Here is a 14,879-nt window from a genome sequence, read left to right as displayed (position 1 = left end):
AAACGATAATCGTTTTTCGCATTCCCCTGCTTATTCAATAAGATCTGTTATCCCCATTATGAAAAAAACGACCACACATTCCTCCCTCAGCCCCGCGCTGATTATTCTGATGGCAGTCGCCACCGGGCTCGCCGTCGCCAGTAACTATTACCCGCAGCCGCTGCTGGAAACCATTGCGCGTGCGTTCAGCCTTTCCGTTAATCAGGCCGGTTTTATCGTCACCGTCGCTCAGCTGGGTTACGCCTGCGGCCTGATGTTTATCGTGCCGCTCGGCGATATGTTTGAACGTCGCGGGTTAATCGTGCTGATGACACTGCTTTCCGCCGCCGGATTGCTGATCACCGCGATGGCACCGACGCTGACTATCATGCTGGTGGGGACGGCGCTGACCGGGCTGTTCTCGGTGGTGGCGCAGATTCTGGTGCCGCTGGCGGCGACGCTGGCTGAACCGGAACGGCGCGGCAAAGTGGTTGGGCTGATTATGTCCGGCCTGTTGCTGGGTATTCTGCTGGCCCGGACGGTTGCCGGTGCACTGGCGACGCTTGGCGGCTGGCGGACGGTGTACTGGGTTGCCAGTGCGCTGATGATTATCATGGCACTGGTGTTGTGGCGCAAACTGCCAAAACATCAGCAACATACGGATCTTAATTATCCGCAACTGCTTAAATCCATTTTCACCCTGTTTATCCACACGCCAGTTTTACGCACCCGCGCGCTGATCGGTATGTTCTGTTTTGCCAACTTCAGTATTCTGTGGACGTCAATGGCGTTCCTGCTGGCCGGTCCTGCGTATCACTATTCCGAAGGGGTGATTGGCTTGTTTGGTCTGGTCGGCGCAGCGGGCGCACTGGCGGCTACACGCGCCGGACATCTGGCCGACAAAGGCAAAGCGCATCTGACAACAACGGCGGGGCTGGTGCTGCTTTTACTGTCCTGGGCGGCGATTGCTTACGGTCAGCATTCGGTGATCTGCCTGATCGTCGGCATCATCGTTTTGGACCTTTCGGTTCAGGGTGTACACATCACCAATCAAAGTGTGATTTATAAATCGATGCCGGAAGCGCGTAACCGCCTGACCGCAGGCTACATGACAACGTACTTTATTGGCGGCGCGGTAGGGTCTCTGGTGTCGGCTTCGGCTTATCAAACGGCGGGCTGGTATGGGGTCTCGGTGGCAGGCACCATCATGTGCGTACTGAATTTACTGGTCTGGCTGAAAGGGTATAAACACAAGCTGGCCTGATAACGTACGAAATTACATCAGGAGGGAATCATCACCCCTCCTGATTAGCTTGCGAATAATCATATTAGAAATTTATTTGGACCAAAGGGTGTTAACAATACTTACAGTCTGGTAATGTTTACGCCATAAATTATTCGCCGGCATCCTCCCGGTTTTCACAATGTTTTAAATACCCATGCACAGCAACCCTGATCTCGAAGCGCCTGACCCCGTTCGCGTTTCCACTTTCGCACAAGGTATTACCGATAGCCTTCCTATCGTGATTGGTTATCTTCCTATCGCTTTTGCGTTCGGCCTCAGCGCCGTCAAACTCGGTTTCACGCCCGCTGAAAGTCTGCTGTTCTCCATACTTATCTATGCTGGCGCCAGTCAGTTTGTGATCACCGCGCTGCTCAGCGCAGGGATGTCTCTCTGGGTTTCTGCTCTGACCGTGATGGCCATGGACGTTCGCCATGTTCTCTACGGTCCTTCGCTGCGTAACCGTATTGCAGGAAAACTCAGCGGCAAAAAAACCGCACTCTGGGCGTTTGGCCTGACCGATGAGGTCTTTGCCGCCGCCACCGCCAAACTCGTCCGTGATAAACGCAGCTGGAGCGAGAACTGGATGTGTGGCATCGCGCTTTCTTCCTGGCTCTCGTGGGTTTTCGGCACCGCCGTCGGCGCACTTTTCGGCAATGGTCCGCTGGAAAATTACCCTGCCATTGAAGCTGCGCTCGGATTCATGTTGCCCGCCCTTTTCCTGAGTTTCCTGCTCGCCGCTTTTAAGCGCCAGCAAAGCATGGTGTTTGTCGCCTCGCTGGCCGGTTCGCTCGGCGGACTGTTGTTCTGGTCGATCCCTGCCGCTATCGGATGCGGCCTCGGCGCCGGATGTCTGGCCGCCCTGCTGCAACCCGCAGCCTCAGCGGGCACCACGGAGGTCACCCCGGATGAGCACTAATGTCATTCTGGTTTGCCTGCTGGTCGGCGCCGTCAATTACCTCTTTCGATATTTGCCACTGCGCATGGGCGCGCGGCAGAAGTCCGGGACACTGAAAAGCGGCCCGCTATCCCGCGTGCTAGACAGCATCGGTATCGCCTCAATCTGTGCATTACTGGTGGTATCCAGCACTCCGGAAATTCTTCGTGATCAACAAAAACTGCTGCCTTCACTGGCCGGTTTTGTGGTGCTCGCGATCATTTTCTGGCGAACCAAAAGTATCATTATGGCCACGCTGTCCGGCGCTCTGGTGTACGGGCTGGTGTTCAAGGTGATGCTGATGGCCGCAGGCTGAAGACCATTTTTTACCGCAGAGTAACAGCAGAGCAAACTCTGCCGAATACTTTAAACATCGAATAATTCACTGGAGTTATGAATCACACTAATTGCTAAAGAATTGGTGATTCATGACATTGATATTATTAATTACCATCGTTACTATGTCATCTGTAACTAATGAGGCTTCTCATATGGACAGTTCGTTCGCGCCAATTGAACACATGTTAAATTTCCGGGCTAAAAAGCAAAAAGATTTCCCTTATCAGGAAATCCTGCTGACGCGCCTGTGTATGCACATGCAAAGTAAATTACTGGAAAACCGCAATAAGATGCTGAAAGCGCAAGGCATCAACGAAACGCTGTTTATGGCTCTGATCACACTTGATGCGCAGGAAAGCCACAGTATTCAGCCTTCGGAGCTAAGCTCAGCGCTGGGTTCTTCCCGCACCAATGCCACCCGTATTGCGGATGAATTGGAAAAACGCGGATGGATTGAACGTCGTGAGAGCGACAATGACCGTCGGTGTCTGCATTTGCACCTGACGGCCGATGGTGAAGCTTTTATCCAGAAGTTACTGCCGCCTCAACATAAGAGCCTGCATTTTCTCTGGTCAACCCTGGACGCAGATGAGCAGAAGCAGTTAGAAACCCTGACGCGCAAACTGTTAACTCGCCTTGATCAGATGGATGCGACAGCACTACAACAATTCTAAATTTCTGTTCAGGTAAACCACACATGTCACTCCAAGCTCGCTGGAGGCTTACGCCGCTGTTTGCCGTTTTGATTTTGGCTGGCTGCGCCTCCAGTAATAATATTGCTCCTCAGTCGTCGCTGCTGGATACCCAACAGCTTCATCTGCAGCAGGCAAAAGTCAGTTCTCTGACCATCGGCCCACAGTGGTGGCGTAGTCTTAATGATCCGCAGCTTGATAACCTGATGACCACGACGTTGCAAAACTCGCCGTCATTGCGTCAGGCCGCGGCTCGTGTGCGCGAAGCGCAGAGCGTGATGGGCGAAGCAGATGCAGCCAATGGCCCCTATCTGGATTTGAATGGTTCGATGCGACGTGAACGTGTGGCTAAAAACACGATCCCGCCGTTCCTGACCAGCTATCCGGAAGCGCCAATCTATGATAACAGCAACAGCCTCGGGCTGAATCTGAGCTATGAGTTTGACTGGTGGGGTAAATACCGCAATCAGGTGAATGCCGCGAAAGCACAGGTGGATTCCGCCCGCGCCGAGCAGGCAGAAGCCGCGCTGACGCTGACCAGTTCGGTGGCGTCAGCCTATTATCAGTTGCAGGCCAATCTGGCTTTGCAGGATGTTCTGCAACATGAAGTGGATAACAATCAGCATCTGGCGGATTTGCGCAAAGCGCAGTATCAGGCCGGTGTCTATGGCATTGAAATTCCGCAACAAACCCAGGCGCAGGCCGACAGTGCTAAACAGCAAATCATCAACCTGAAAGCCCAGACCGAACAGCTGAGACATCAGCTTTCCGCGCTGGCGGGTCAGGGGCCTGATGCGATGAACGGACTTCACGCCGTGGCATTGCCACCGGCTGAAGCGCTGGCACCGAAAGGCGAGCTGACGCTGGATTTGCTGGGTAAACGCCCGGACATTACTGCACAGCGTGATCTGGTGGAATCTTATTCCCAGCGCGTCAGTGCGGCCAAAAAAGAGTTCTACCCAAGCCTTTCCATCAGCGCCTTTGGCGGTCTGACGACCACCAACTACGGCGGCACCAGCCCGAATCTTCTGGAAGCAGCCAGCAAGGCCTGGAATATCACGCCAGCGATTTCGCTGCCGATATTCCACGCGGGCGCACTGCGTTCCAAACTGGGCGAAGAGTCCGCGTTATATGATCAGTCCGTTGAGTCATATAACCAGACCATCCTGAACGCCATCCAGCAAACTGCGGATGCCATTACCCTCTCGAAAAGCGGCGTTGAACAATTGCAGCAGGCTTCTTCTGCCGCTAAATCGCTGGAAGAGGTGTATCGCGTTTCGGATGCAAGATACAACGCTGGCGTCATCGGACGGGATGAGCTGTTAAGCAGCCAGTCAGCGCTCCTGCAACAGCAACAGGCGCAACTTACCGCCAGCAGTCAGCTGATGCAGGCAAAAATCAGTCTCATTCGTGCGCTCGGGGGTGGCTATCAGGCCCCGGCTGCGAACCAAAAATCATAATAAAAGACTCAGTGTGGAGAAGACCATGAGCGCAAATGCCGAAACTCAGGCAACGCCGCAAGCTCCGAAAAATAAGAAGAAAACGCGCAAAGTCGCGATGCTCTTGTTAACCGGGATTTTCATTCTTATCGCCATCGCCTACCTGTTCTACTGGCTGCTGGTGTTACGTCATTTCCAGTCTACCGATGATGCGTATGTTGCCGGTAATCAGGTTCAGATTATGGCGCAGGTGTCAGGCAGCGTGACTGACGTCAATTTCGACAGCACCGACTTTGTCAAAAAAGGCGATGTGCTGGTGACTATTGATCCGACCGATGCGGAACAGGCGTTTGAACGTTCTAAAACGGCGCTGGCTAACAGCGTCCGCCAGACGCATCAGCTGATCATCAACGGCAAACAGTATCAGGCAAATATCGCACTGCGTGCGACACAACTACAACAGGCGCAGTCTGACCTGAAACGCCGTATCGTGCTGGGCAACGTTGACGCGATTGGCCGTGAAGAACTGCAACACGCCCGTGACGCCGTGGATACCGCGAAAGCGCAATATGATGTCGCCGTACAGCAATACAACGCGAATCAGGCGATGATTCTGGATACGCCGGTCGATAAACAACCGCAGGTGATGCAGGCCGCGGCACAGGTACGTGACGCATGGCTTGCCCTGCAACGAACCAAAGTGCGCAGCCCGATTGACGGTTTTGTTTCCCGTCGCGCGGTTCAGGTCGGACAGCAAATCAGCCCGACCACGTCTCTGATGGCCGTTGTTCCTGCTCATCACATCTGGGTTGATGCCAACTTTAAAGAAACTCAGCTGGCGAATATGCGTATTGGTCAGGTCGCCACCGTCGTCAGCGATATGTACGGCGATGACGTGAAATATCACGGCAAAGTGGTCGGTATGGATATGGGCACCGGCGGCGCGTTCTCGCTGCTTCCTGCACAAAATGCGACCGGCAACTGGATCAAAGTGGTTCAGCGCCTGCCGGTGCGTATTGAGCTTAACGATCAGGAAGTGGCGGAACATCCGCTGCGCATTGGTTTGTCCACGCTGGTGACGGTTGATACTCAAAACCGTGATGGCCTGGTGCTGGCTGATACCGTGCGTTCCGAACCGCTGTACCAGACTTCGGCTCTGACACTGGATCTGGCCCCGGCTAATGCCATCATTGCTGATGTTATTCACGCAAATGCGGGCTAAAACCTCCGGAGGCCTCTGTGGCAAATAAACCGCTGGTAGGCGCCCCGCTGGCCTGGATGACGGTGGCTTTGTCTTTGGCCACCTTTATGCAGGTGCTGGACTCGACGATCGCCAACGTGGCGATCCCGACCATCGCCGGGAATCTGGGTGCCTCGAACTCACAGGGCACCTGGGTCATTACGTCGTTCGGGGTGGCAAACGCCATCTCGATCCCCATCACCGGCTGGCTGGCAAAGCGCATCGGTGAGGTCAAACTGTTCCTGTGGTCCACGATACTGTTTGCGCTCGCGTCCTGGCTTTGCGGGATGTCCAACAGCCTGGAAATGCTGATCTTCTTCCGTGTGCTGCAAGGCGTGGTAGCAGGTCCGCTGATCCCGTTATCACAAAGTTTGCTACTGAATAACTATCCGCCGGCCAAGCGAAGTACCGCGCTCGCGCTCTGGTCGATGACGGTGATCGTCGCCCCGATTTGCGGGCCGATCCTCGGCGGTTATATCAGTGATAACTTCCACTGGGGATGGATCTTCTTCATCAACGTACCGATCGCCATCGTGGTCGTTGTGCTGACGCTGAGAACCCTGAAAGGCCGCGAAACCGCCACGCAGATCCGCCCGATCGACAGCGTCGGGCTGGTGTTACTGGTGCTGGGCATTGGCGCATTGCAGGTGATGCTCGACCGGGGCAAGGAGCTGGACTGGTTTAACTCGACGGAAATTATTGTACTGGCGGTCGTGGCGGTGATCGCATTGTGCTTCCTGGTTGTCTGGGAGCTGACCGATGACCACCCGATAGTTGATCTGTCACTGTTTAAATCCCGAAACTTCACCATCGGCGTACTGTGTATCAGCCTGGCCTACATGCTCTACTTCGGCGCGATTGTTTTGCTGCCGCAGCTGTTGCAGGAGGTCTATGGTTATACCGCCACCTGGGCGGGTCTGGCGTCCGCGCCGGTGGGTATTCTGCCGGTGCTGATGTCGCCGATTATTGGCCGCTTCGCACACCGTCTGGATATGCGAAAACTGGTGACGTTCAGCTTTATTATGTACGCCTACTGTTTCTTCTGGCGTGCGTATACCTTTGAACCGGGGATGGATTTTGGTGCTTCTGCATGGCCGCAGTTTATTCAGGGCTTTGCGGTAGGCTGCTTCTTCATGCCGCTGACCACCATTATTTTGTCGGGATTACCGCCGGAACGTATGGCGGCAGCCTCCAGTTTGTCGAACTTTATTCGTACGCTGGCGGGTTCTATCGGGACGTCAATCACCACGACGATGTGGTCAAACCGGGAATCGCTGCACCATGCGCAGCTGACCGAAAACATCACACCGTACAACCCGGCGGCGACGCAGACTTATCAGCAGCTGGAAGGGATTGGCATGAGCCATCAGCAGGCTTCCGGCTGGATAGCGCGGGAAATTACGAATCAGGGGCTTATCATCTCTGCTAACGAGATTTTCTGGTTATCCGGCGGGGCATTCCTGGTACTGCTGATCTTAATCTGGTTCGCCCGTCCGCCATTCAGTAGCGGCGGTGGCGGCGGAGGTGCGCACTGATTTCATGTGGTCAGTTAACACGAATCAGTAAACATCAGAAAGCAAAACGGACGCTCAGGGCGTCCGTTTTTTATGGGTGAAAATCAGGATTTACGCCTGATTCTGACGCCACCATTCAGCCAGCAAAATACCGGTCGCAACGGAAACGTTCAGGCTTTCCACTTTGCCCGTACCGCCGATAGACACGCTCAGGTCGCCCTGCTGCCATGCGCTGTCGGACAGGCCGTCGCTTTCTTCACCCAGCACCAGCACCATTTTGGCAGGCAGCTCAGCTTTACCGAGCGCCGTCCCTTTGTGGCTGGACGTGGTCACGATGGTGTAACCGGCTTTACGGAAGGTCGCCAGCACATCAAGGAAGTTATCCGCACTGATAGCTTTAACGTGTTCTGCGCCGCCTTCAGCGGTACGCACGGCTGCACCGGATTCCAGCTGAGCCGGATCCTGAACCATCATCCCGTTGATACCAAAATGCGCACATGAACGCATGATACCGCCGAGGTTATGCGGGTTACCGACGTTTTCCAGCGCCAGCACACAGTCTTTCGCAGGAGCAGATTGCAGATAGGTTTCTGCATCCAGACCCTGACGTTTTTTAATCAGGAAACACACGCCGCCATGGTGCTCGGTGCCGGAAGCTTTCACCAGCTCTTCGTCTTCAACCACGTGATACGCTTTGCGGTTTGCCGCCATCCAGCGCAGCGCCTCGCGGAAACGTGGCGTGACTGATTGCACAAACCACGCGCGAACAATCGCATCAGGACGGCTGGCAAACAGCGCCTGACAGGCATTCTCGCCGTAAACGCGGGTTTCTTCCTGACGCTGACGACGCAGCTGTTCAGGGTCGATGAAACTTTTACCGCTGATACCACCGTGATCCGGTACGGATTCATCCGCCGGTGCACGGGAAACGGTTTTCCATGGTGAGGAGTACGGACCGTCGTCTTCACGTGCCGGACGACGCGGGCGATCATCACCACGACGAGGTGCAGGGCCGCGTGAATCTCCACGGGAATCGCTGCTACGACGCTCATTGCGGCGGGCATCGTCAGGACGGGAACCCTGGCGAGGTTTATCGCCCGGACGTCCTTTATTGTTGGAAGGACGTTTATCGTTGTTGCGGTTATCGCCGTCGTCGTCACTACGGACGTACATCACTTTGACTTTGCCGTTCTTGCCACTGAATGAATCGTTCATTTTTCTCTCCACCTACGCGCAGGGCGCGAAGATTACCTGATGTCTGTGAGCTAAGCCACAGGCTTTCGACCAAAAGCTAAAAACTATCGTATTCATTGAATAAACCGCGTTGTTTCCGTGACGCGGTGCCTCCATACTTACAACATACAAGTAACATATCAGCCGCTTTATTAACCATTTTTAAGGGTAAAAGCGGGTTTCTGGTTGATACCCTTCTCACGTTAAGCAATGTAGAGGCTATTTATGAATACGGTTTGTTCATCATGTCAGGCCACCAACCGCCTGCCTGAGGATCGTATCGACGACGGCGCGAAATGCGGCCGCTGCGGTCATGCACTTTTTGAAGGCGATGTAGTTCACGCCACTGCCGCCACGCTGGACAAATATCTGCAGGACGACCTGCCGGTTGTCATCGATTTCTGGGCACCGTGGTGTGGCCCGTGCGTGAACTTCGCGCCTATTTTTGAAGATGTTGCGCAGGAACGTGCCGGTAAAATCCGTTTCATTAAGGTTAATACCGAAGCAGAACCTGAACTGAGCGCGCGGTTCCGTATTCGCAGTATTCCGACCATTATGGTGTTTAATGAAGGCAAAATGGTCGATATGTTGAGCGGCGCAATGCCTAAAGCGCCTTTCAACACCTGGCTTAATGAATCATTGTAACGCATAAGCCGTTATAAAGCCCTGCCGATGGCCCGCCTCAGCGCGGGCCTTTTTGTACGTTCAGCAGATGCTGCTTGCCAGCGAACGGCGGGTGATTAAAATAGCCGCTTTTCGAATACCGGAATGCTTATGTCAGACAACGCCGTCCTACGCCTGCGTGAGCAGCGTTTAGCCCGATCGACCCGCCCTTTTCTGGCCCGGGGATCCCGTGCCATTCGTTGCCAGGCATGCCTGTTACCTCTACGTCATTGCATCTGCGCCACGCGTGAGATTCATCAGGCGAACAGCCGTTTCTGTCTGGTGATGTTTGACACCGAGCCGATGAAGCCCAGCAATACCGGTCGCCTGATTGCGGATGTTTTGCCGGATACGCAGGCATTTCTGTGGTCGCGTACGGAAACCGATCCGGCGTTGCTGGATGCCATTTCTGACCCGTCGCGCCAGCCTTATGTAGTTTTTCCGGCGTCTTTCGCAACGCCGCCGCGTCAGGTCTTTACCGAAGTCCCCGAGGGCAGTAAACCGCCGCTGTTTATCATGCTGGACGGCACCTGGAATGAAGCACGCAAGATGTTCCGCAAAAGTCCGTATCTGGATAATCTGCCGGTATTCTCTCTGGATGTAAGCGCCAGCTCCGGCTATATCCTGCGTGAAGCCTCGCGTCCGGAATTGCATTGCACCGTTGAAGTGGCCGCCGCGTTGCTCGAAAAAGCCGGCGATACACAGGCGTCGGCGGGTTTATCACGACATTTTACGCATTTCCGCACGCAATATCTGGCAGGAAAACCCCATCATCCGGTGCATCAGCTCACAGCAAAGAACGAAGAAAGCCTCTAGAATCATGGGAACATGATGAATCGGAGAGACGATGAGCCAGCGCGGACTAGAAGCACTATTACGACCTGAGTCGATTGCCGTCGTCGGCGCCAGTAATAAACCGGGGCGCGCCGGCTATCTGATGATGCGCAATCTGCTCGACAGCGGCTTCAACGGCCCTGTTTTGCCGGTCACTCCGGCTTATCGCGCAGTCTGTGGCGTTCTGACCTGGCAGGATGTCGCCAGTCTGCCGATGTCGCCTGATCTCGCCATTCTCTGCACGCACGCAGACCGTAATATGGCGCTGCTGGAACAGCTCGGCGAGCGCGGCTGCAAAACTGTCATCGTGCTTTCCTCTCAACCCGATCAGTTCGCGGAACTGAAAGCCTGCGCCCAGCGTTTTTCAATGCGGCTGCTTGGGCCAAACAGTCTCGGCATTCTCGCTCCCTGGCAAAAGCTGAATGCCAGTTTTTCTCCGGTGCCGATCCTGCCGGGCAAACTTGCATTTATTTCGCAATCGGCCGCCGTGGCTAATACCATTCTTGACTGGGCGCAGCAGCGTGCCGTCGGATTTTCGTATTTTGTCTCACTGGGAGACAGCCTGGATATCGACGTTGATGATCTGCTTGATTTTCTCGCCCGCGATACAAAAACCAGCGCCATCCTTCTTTATCTGGAGCACATCAGCGATGCCCGGCGTTTTCTTTCTGCTTCGCGCAGCGCATCACGCAACAAGCCTATTCTGGTCATCAAAAGTGGCCGCAGCGGACAGGCTCAGCAGCTACTGAACAGCCCGCTCAGCCTCGACGCGGCCTACGATGCCGCCATCCAGCGTGCGGGTTTGCTGCGCGTACAAGATACGCATGAACTGTTTTCGGCCGTCGAAACCCTGAGCCATATGCGCCCGTTGCGCGGTGAGCGCTTACTCATTATCAGTAACGGCGCTGCACCGGCGGCTATGGCGTTAGATCAGCTGCTGTTGCGTAACGGCAAACTGGCAAGGCTGGGGAATGAAGCGAGCAAAGCGCTGACTGGCATTCTGCCGAAGAACATTACCGCCTCTAATCCGCTGGATTTGCATGATGACGCCACGCCTCAGCTATATCAGTCGGTGATAATGGCGCTGCTCGACAGTACAGATTACGACGCCCTGCTGGTGATACACGCCCCGAGTGCCGCAGCGAACGGTACAGTGACAGCAAGCGGGGTGATAGATGTCGTTCGAAAACATCCACGCGGAAAATACATCACGCTGCTGACAAACTGGTGCGGGGAATTCTCCTCGCAGGAAGCGCGCAAGCTGTTCAGTACCGCCGGGATCCCGACTTACCGCACCCCGGAAGGCGCGGTAACGGCGTTTATGCATATGGTGGAATATCGCCGGAATCAGAAACAGCTGAAAGAAACGCCTGCGCTGCCAGCAGACCTTGAACAAAATACCGATCAGGCTCACAAACTGATTGCACAAACGCTGGCAGAAGGCACCACGCAGCTTGATACACATGAAGTCCGCGCGATTTTGCAGGCGTACGGAATGAATGTGCTGCCGACGTGGATCGCCAGTGACAGCGCTGAAGCCGTAAATATTGCCAGCCAGATTGGTTATCCCGTTGCGCTGAAACTGCGTTCGCCGGACATTCCGCATAACTCTGAAGTTCAGGGCGTCATGTTATATCTGCGCACCGCCAGCGAAGTGGAACAGGCGGCGAATGCGATATTTGACCGCGCCAGAGAGGCATTTCCACAGGCGCGAATTCTGGGTCTGCTGGTACAGACGATGGCTAACCGCCCGGGCTCTCAGGAATTACGGGTAGTCGTAGAGCAGGATCCGGTCTTCGGCCCGCTGATTATGCTGGCCGAAGGCGGAACTGACTGGCGTCCGGAAAGGCAGGCAGCCGTTTCGCTTCCGCCCCTGAACATGACGCTGGCGCGCTACCAGGTCGTGCAGGCATTGAAGAGCGGTAAAATACGCGGTCGCAATGCGTTACATCCTCTCGATATTCCCGCCCTGAGTCAGCTTCTGGTTAACGTGTCTAACCTGATTATTGATTGTCCGGAAATCGAACGGCTGGATATTCATCCTTTGCTGGTGTCCGGTAATGAACTCAGCCTGCTTGATGTTTCCATGCAGCTTTCTGCACTTTCTGCCGGGACACCATCACGACTGGCAATCCGTCCTTATCCGCGTGAACTCGAAGAGCACGTTATACTGAAGAATGGACTGCCTGCACTGTTCCGCCCGATTCTTCCGGAAGATGAGCCGCTGCTGAAAGCTTTCATCCTGAAGGTCACTAAAGAAGACCTGTATTACCGCTATTTCAGTGAGATTAATGAGTTCACTCATGAAGATTTAGCGAACATGACGCAGATTGATTATGACCGTGAGATGGCTTTTGTCGCCGTGCGTACAGAAAATGAAGAAAGTGAAATTATTGGGGTCACGCGAACCGTTTCGGATCCCGACAATATCGATGCCGAATTCTCCGTACTGGTACGATCTGATTTGAAAGGTCTGGGGCTCGGGCGACGTCTGCTGGATAAGATGATTGATTACGCCGCAGAGCACGGCCTGCAACGTCTTACAGGCATCACGATGCCGAATAACCGCGGCATGATTACACTGGCTAAAAAACTGGGATTTGACGTCGATATTCAGATTCAGGACAGTATTGTTAATCTGTCTCTGGCACTGGAAAAGCGCCGAAATTCACAGCAGAAAACCGTGAGCCTGAGCGATGAACAGGCAAAAGATGCGCACATGCGGCAGGACTAATGGTATTATCGACCGATTGTGCGGTCACCACAGTTTGTCTGTGCCGCTAAAATCATTACCTGAAGAGAGAAGAAGCGCACTGTGATGTTGTCAAAATTCAAACGTAATAAACATCAACAACACCTTGCTCAACTGCCAAAACTCCCCCAAACAGTTGGTGCTGTAAAAACGCTCTACTGCCCTACCGATTTCCGTAAGGCACTGCTTGAAGCCATTGCCAACGCCACCCAACGGATTTATCTGGTTGCTCTCTATTTAGAGAACGATGATGGTGGTCGCGATGTGTTGTCGGCGCTGTATGATGCCAAGCAGCGGCGTCCTGAACTGGAGATTTGCGTGCTGGTTGACTGGCACCGCGCTCAGCGTGGGCGTATCGGCGCAGCTGCGGCCAATACCAATGCTGACTGGTATTGTCGTATGGCGAAAGAGCATCCTGAGCTTTCCGTACCGGTCTATGGCGTACCTGTGAATACCCGTGAAGCCCTGGGCGTTTTGCACCTCAAAGGCTTTGTTATCGACGATCAGGTCATTTACAGCGGCGCAAGTCTTAATGATGTGTATCTGCATCGTCATGAAAAATATCGTTATGACCGTTATCAGTTGCTGACAAATACTACGCTGGCTAACACGATGATCGACTTTATAAAGAAATCGATCCTCACTGCCGCAGCGGTTCAGCGTCTCGATCGTGAAGATCGCCCTAAAAGTATTGAGATTAAGAACGAAACGCGTCAGTTTCGGCAAACCCTGCGCACCAGTGGTTATCATTTCAAAGACAGCGCCGGTAATGATGAACTGGCGGTCACGCCAATTGTAGGCCTGGGCAAGCAGAATGAATTGAATCGTACGATTCACCATTTAATGGCCAGCACCGATCATAAGCTGACGCTGTGTACTCCTTATTTCAATATGCCTGCAATGCTGGCGCGCAATATCATTCATTTGCTGCGCCGGGGTAAACAGGTTGAAATTATTGTGGGTGATAAAACCGCTAACGATTTCTACATTCCGCAAGATCAACCTTTTAAAATCATCGGCGCCTTGCCTTATTTGTATGAAATCAATCTGCGCCGCTTCCTGAGCCGTTTGCAACGCTTTGTCGACAGCGGGCAATTAATTGTCCGGTTATGGAAAGATGGGGACAATAGTTACCATCTGAAAGGTATGTGGGTGGATGACCGCTGGCAGCTGATCACCGGTAATAACCTCAACCCACGCGCCTGGCGTTTGGATCTGGAGAATGCCATTTTGATCCACGATCCGCTTAAAGAGATGGCGGTTGAGCGTCAAAAAGAGCTGGAACAGATCCGCCAGCATACGCAAGTTGTCTCTCATTACATGGAACTGGAAAGTATTCCTAATTATCCGGTTAAAGTACGTAAACTTATTCGCCGTCTGCGGCGGATTCGAATCGACAGATTAATCAGCCGAATTCTATAATTGGCTATACTGAAAGCCTGATCATCCTGATCGGGCTTTTTTATATCTGGAATTTCATTTTATGACGCCATTACTCCCTTCTTCCGTCAGACTCTCTGTCATCAGCCTTATATTTTTTTGCAGCGGTTGTACCCATTTCGCCAATGACCAATGGACAGGTAAGGACAAAGCCGGGCACTTTGTTGGCTCTGCGGTATTAGCGGCAGCAGGCACAGCCTACGCAGATAATCAGGGCAGGAATGAAGCGCGCAGTCGTTCATTCGGCTTATTATTTTCAGTCGGCCTTGGGGCGACAAAAGAGCTTTATGATAGCCGTGCGGGAGGAAGTGGCTGGAGCTGGAAGGACTTTAGCTGGGATATTGCAGGAGCGGCTGTCGGATACAGCGCTTATCATCTGACGCACTATTAATAAGCAACCATTTACCGTGAATATGTTGAGACTGAACGCGATATATTGCCTTCAAAATTCACGATGCTTCACCCAAATTTCCCATAGCAAAAAGCCCTGTACGTCAGTACAGGGCTTTCTACTTATTTGATGCCTGGCAGTTCC

13 protein-coding genes are annotated in these 14,879 nt (G+C 53.6%); 12 read left to right on the top strand and 1 reads right to left on the bottom strand.

All coding sequences use genetic code 11. From position 1 onward, the window contains the following. Window positions 1-58 precede the first annotated feature (58 nt). From J8X26_RS21790 to emrB, 7 genes are all read left to right on the top strand, one after another. Entirely contained in the window at window positions 59-1,243 is a 1,185-nt protein-coding gene (locus tag J8X26_RS21790) for an MFS transporter (protein WP_208951938.1), read from the top strand. Window positions 1,244-1,418: 175 nt separating this feature from the next. Beyond that, complete coding sequence (locus J8X26_RS21785) at window positions 1,419-2,180, top strand: AzlC family ABC transporter permease (protein ID WP_152324852.1); 762 nt, start codon at window positions 1,419-1,421, stop codon at window positions 2,178-2,180. Beyond that, window positions 2,170-2,514, top strand: a complete 345-nt coding sequence (ygaH, locus tag J8X26_RS21780) for an L-valine transporter subunit YgaH (RefSeq protein ID WP_152324851.1) — start codon at window positions 2,170-2,172, stop codon at window positions 2,512-2,514. The genes J8X26_RS21785 and ygaH overlap by 11 nt, the downstream gene beginning before the upstream one ends. A 175-nt stretch (window positions 2,515-2,689) precedes the next feature. Further along, window positions 2,690-3,211: a transcriptional repressor MprA gene (mprA, locus tag J8X26_RS21775; protein ID WP_152324850.1), complete on the top strand. Its 522-nt coding sequence runs from the start codon at window positions 2,690-2,692 to the stop codon at window positions 3,209-3,211. A 23-nt stretch (window positions 3,212-3,234) separates the two neighbouring features. After that, window positions 3,235-4,689: an efflux transporter outer membrane subunit gene (locus J8X26_RS21770; protein WP_152324849.1), complete on the top strand. Its 1,455-nt coding sequence runs from the start codon at window positions 3,235-3,237 to the stop codon at window positions 4,687-4,689. Window positions 4,690-4,714: 25 nt separating this feature from the next. Then, complete coding sequence (gene emrA / locus J8X26_RS21765; protein WP_208951937.1) at window positions 4,715-5,890, top strand: multidrug efflux MFS transporter periplasmic adaptor subunit EmrA; 1,176 nt, start codon at window positions 4,715-4,717, stop codon at window positions 5,888-5,890. 17 nt (window positions 5,891-5,907) lie between these two features. Beyond that, entirely contained in the window at window positions 5,908-7,443 is a 1,536-nt protein-coding gene (emrB, locus tag J8X26_RS21760; protein WP_152324847.1) for a multidrug efflux MFS transporter permease subunit EmrB, read from the top strand. 90 nt (window positions 7,444-7,533) lie between these two features. Here emrB and J8X26_RS21755 read toward each other — a convergent pair whose 3' ends face one another. After that, complete coding sequence (locus J8X26_RS21755; RefSeq protein ID WP_152324846.1) at window positions 7,534-8,637, bottom strand: tRNA/rRNA methyltransferase; 1,104 nt, start codon at window positions 8,635-8,637, stop codon at window positions 7,534-7,536. 243 nt (window positions 8,638-8,880) lie between these two features. Here J8X26_RS21755 and trxC point away from each other — a divergent pair, with 243 nt between their 5' ends. From trxC to J8X26_RS21730, 5 genes are all read left to right on the top strand, one after another. Further along, on the top strand, window positions 8,881-9,300 hold the full coding sequence (trxC, locus tag J8X26_RS21750) for a thioredoxin TrxC (RefSeq protein ID WP_152324845.1): 420 nt from the start codon (window positions 8,881-8,883) through the stop codon (window positions 9,298-9,300). Window positions 9,301-9,429: 129 nt separating this feature from the next. Further along, complete coding sequence (locus J8X26_RS21745; RefSeq protein ID WP_208951936.1) at window positions 9,430-10,134, top strand: tRNA-uridine aminocarboxypropyltransferase; 705 nt, start codon at window positions 9,430-9,432, stop codon at window positions 10,132-10,134. Between the two features lie 31 nt (window positions 10,135-10,165). Continuing rightward, window positions 10,166-12,886, top strand: a complete 2,721-nt coding sequence (locus J8X26_RS21740; protein ID WP_208951935.1) for a bifunctional acetate--CoA ligase family protein/GNAT family N-acetyltransferase — start codon at window positions 10,166-10,168, stop codon at window positions 12,884-12,886. An 87-nt stretch (window positions 12,887-12,973) separates the two neighbouring features. Next, the gene (pssA, locus tag J8X26_RS21735; RefSeq protein ID WP_371819711.1) at window positions 12,974-14,326 is read left to right on the top strand and encodes a CDP-diacylglycerol--serine O-phosphatidyltransferase; all 1,353 of its coding nucleotides are present in this window, start codon (window positions 12,974-12,976) and stop codon (window positions 14,324-14,326) included. Between the two features lie 61 nt (window positions 14,327-14,387). Then, window positions 14,388-14,735: a YfiM family lipoprotein gene (locus tag J8X26_RS21730; RefSeq protein ID WP_208951934.1), complete on the top strand. Its 348-nt coding sequence runs from the start codon at window positions 14,388-14,390 to the stop codon at window positions 14,733-14,735. Window positions 14,736-14,879 lie beyond the last annotated feature (144 nt).

It is taken from the genome of Rahnella sp. ChDrAdgB13 (assembly GCF_017655185.1).
Classification (GTDB): Bacteria; Pseudomonadota; Gammaproteobacteria; order Enterobacterales; family Enterobacteriaceae; genus Rahnella; species Rahnella contaminans.
The sequence above is the reverse complement of the archived record's forward strand: the minus strand, read 5'-3'. Positions and strand labels throughout refer to the sequence as shown.

Coding starts and splice junctions, on each gene's coding strand:
- J8X26_RS21790 (WP_208951938.1), top strand. CDS start 59: ATGAAAAAAACGACCACACATTCCTCCCTCAGCCCCGCGCTGATTATT.
- J8X26_RS21785 (WP_152324852.1), top strand. CDS start 1,419: ATGCACAGCAACCCTGATCTCGAAGCGCCTGACCCCGTTCGCGTTTCC.
- ygaH (WP_152324851.1), top strand. CDS start 2,170: ATGAGCACTAATGTCATTCTGGTTTGCCTGCTGGTCGGCGCCGTCAAT.
- mprA (WP_152324850.1), top strand. CDS start 2,690: ATGGACAGTTCGTTCGCGCCAATTGAACACATGTTAAATTTCCGGGCT.
- J8X26_RS21770 (WP_152324849.1), top strand. CDS start 3,235: ATGTCACTCCAAGCTCGCTGGAGGCTTACGCCGCTGTTTGCCGTTTTG.
- emrA (WP_208951937.1), top strand. CDS start 4,715: ATGAGCGCAAATGCCGAAACTCAGGCAACGCCGCAAGCTCCGAAAAAT.
- J8X26_RS21755 (WP_152324846.1), bottom strand. CDS start 8,637: ATGAACGATTCATTCAGTGGCAAGAACGGCAAAGTCAAAGTGATGTAC.
- trxC (WP_152324845.1), top strand. CDS start 8,881: ATGAATACGGTTTGTTCATCATGTCAGGCCACCAACCGCCTGCCTGAG.
- J8X26_RS21745 (WP_208951936.1), top strand. CDS start 9,430: ATGTCAGACAACGCCGTCCTACGCCTGCGTGAGCAGCGTTTAGCCCGA.
- J8X26_RS21740 (WP_208951935.1), top strand. CDS start 10,166: ATGAGCCAGCGCGGACTAGAAGCACTATTACGACCTGAGTCGATTGCC.
- J8X26_RS21730 (WP_208951934.1), top strand. CDS start 14,388: ATGACGCCATTACTCCCTTCTTCCGTCAGACTCTCTGTCATCAGCCTT.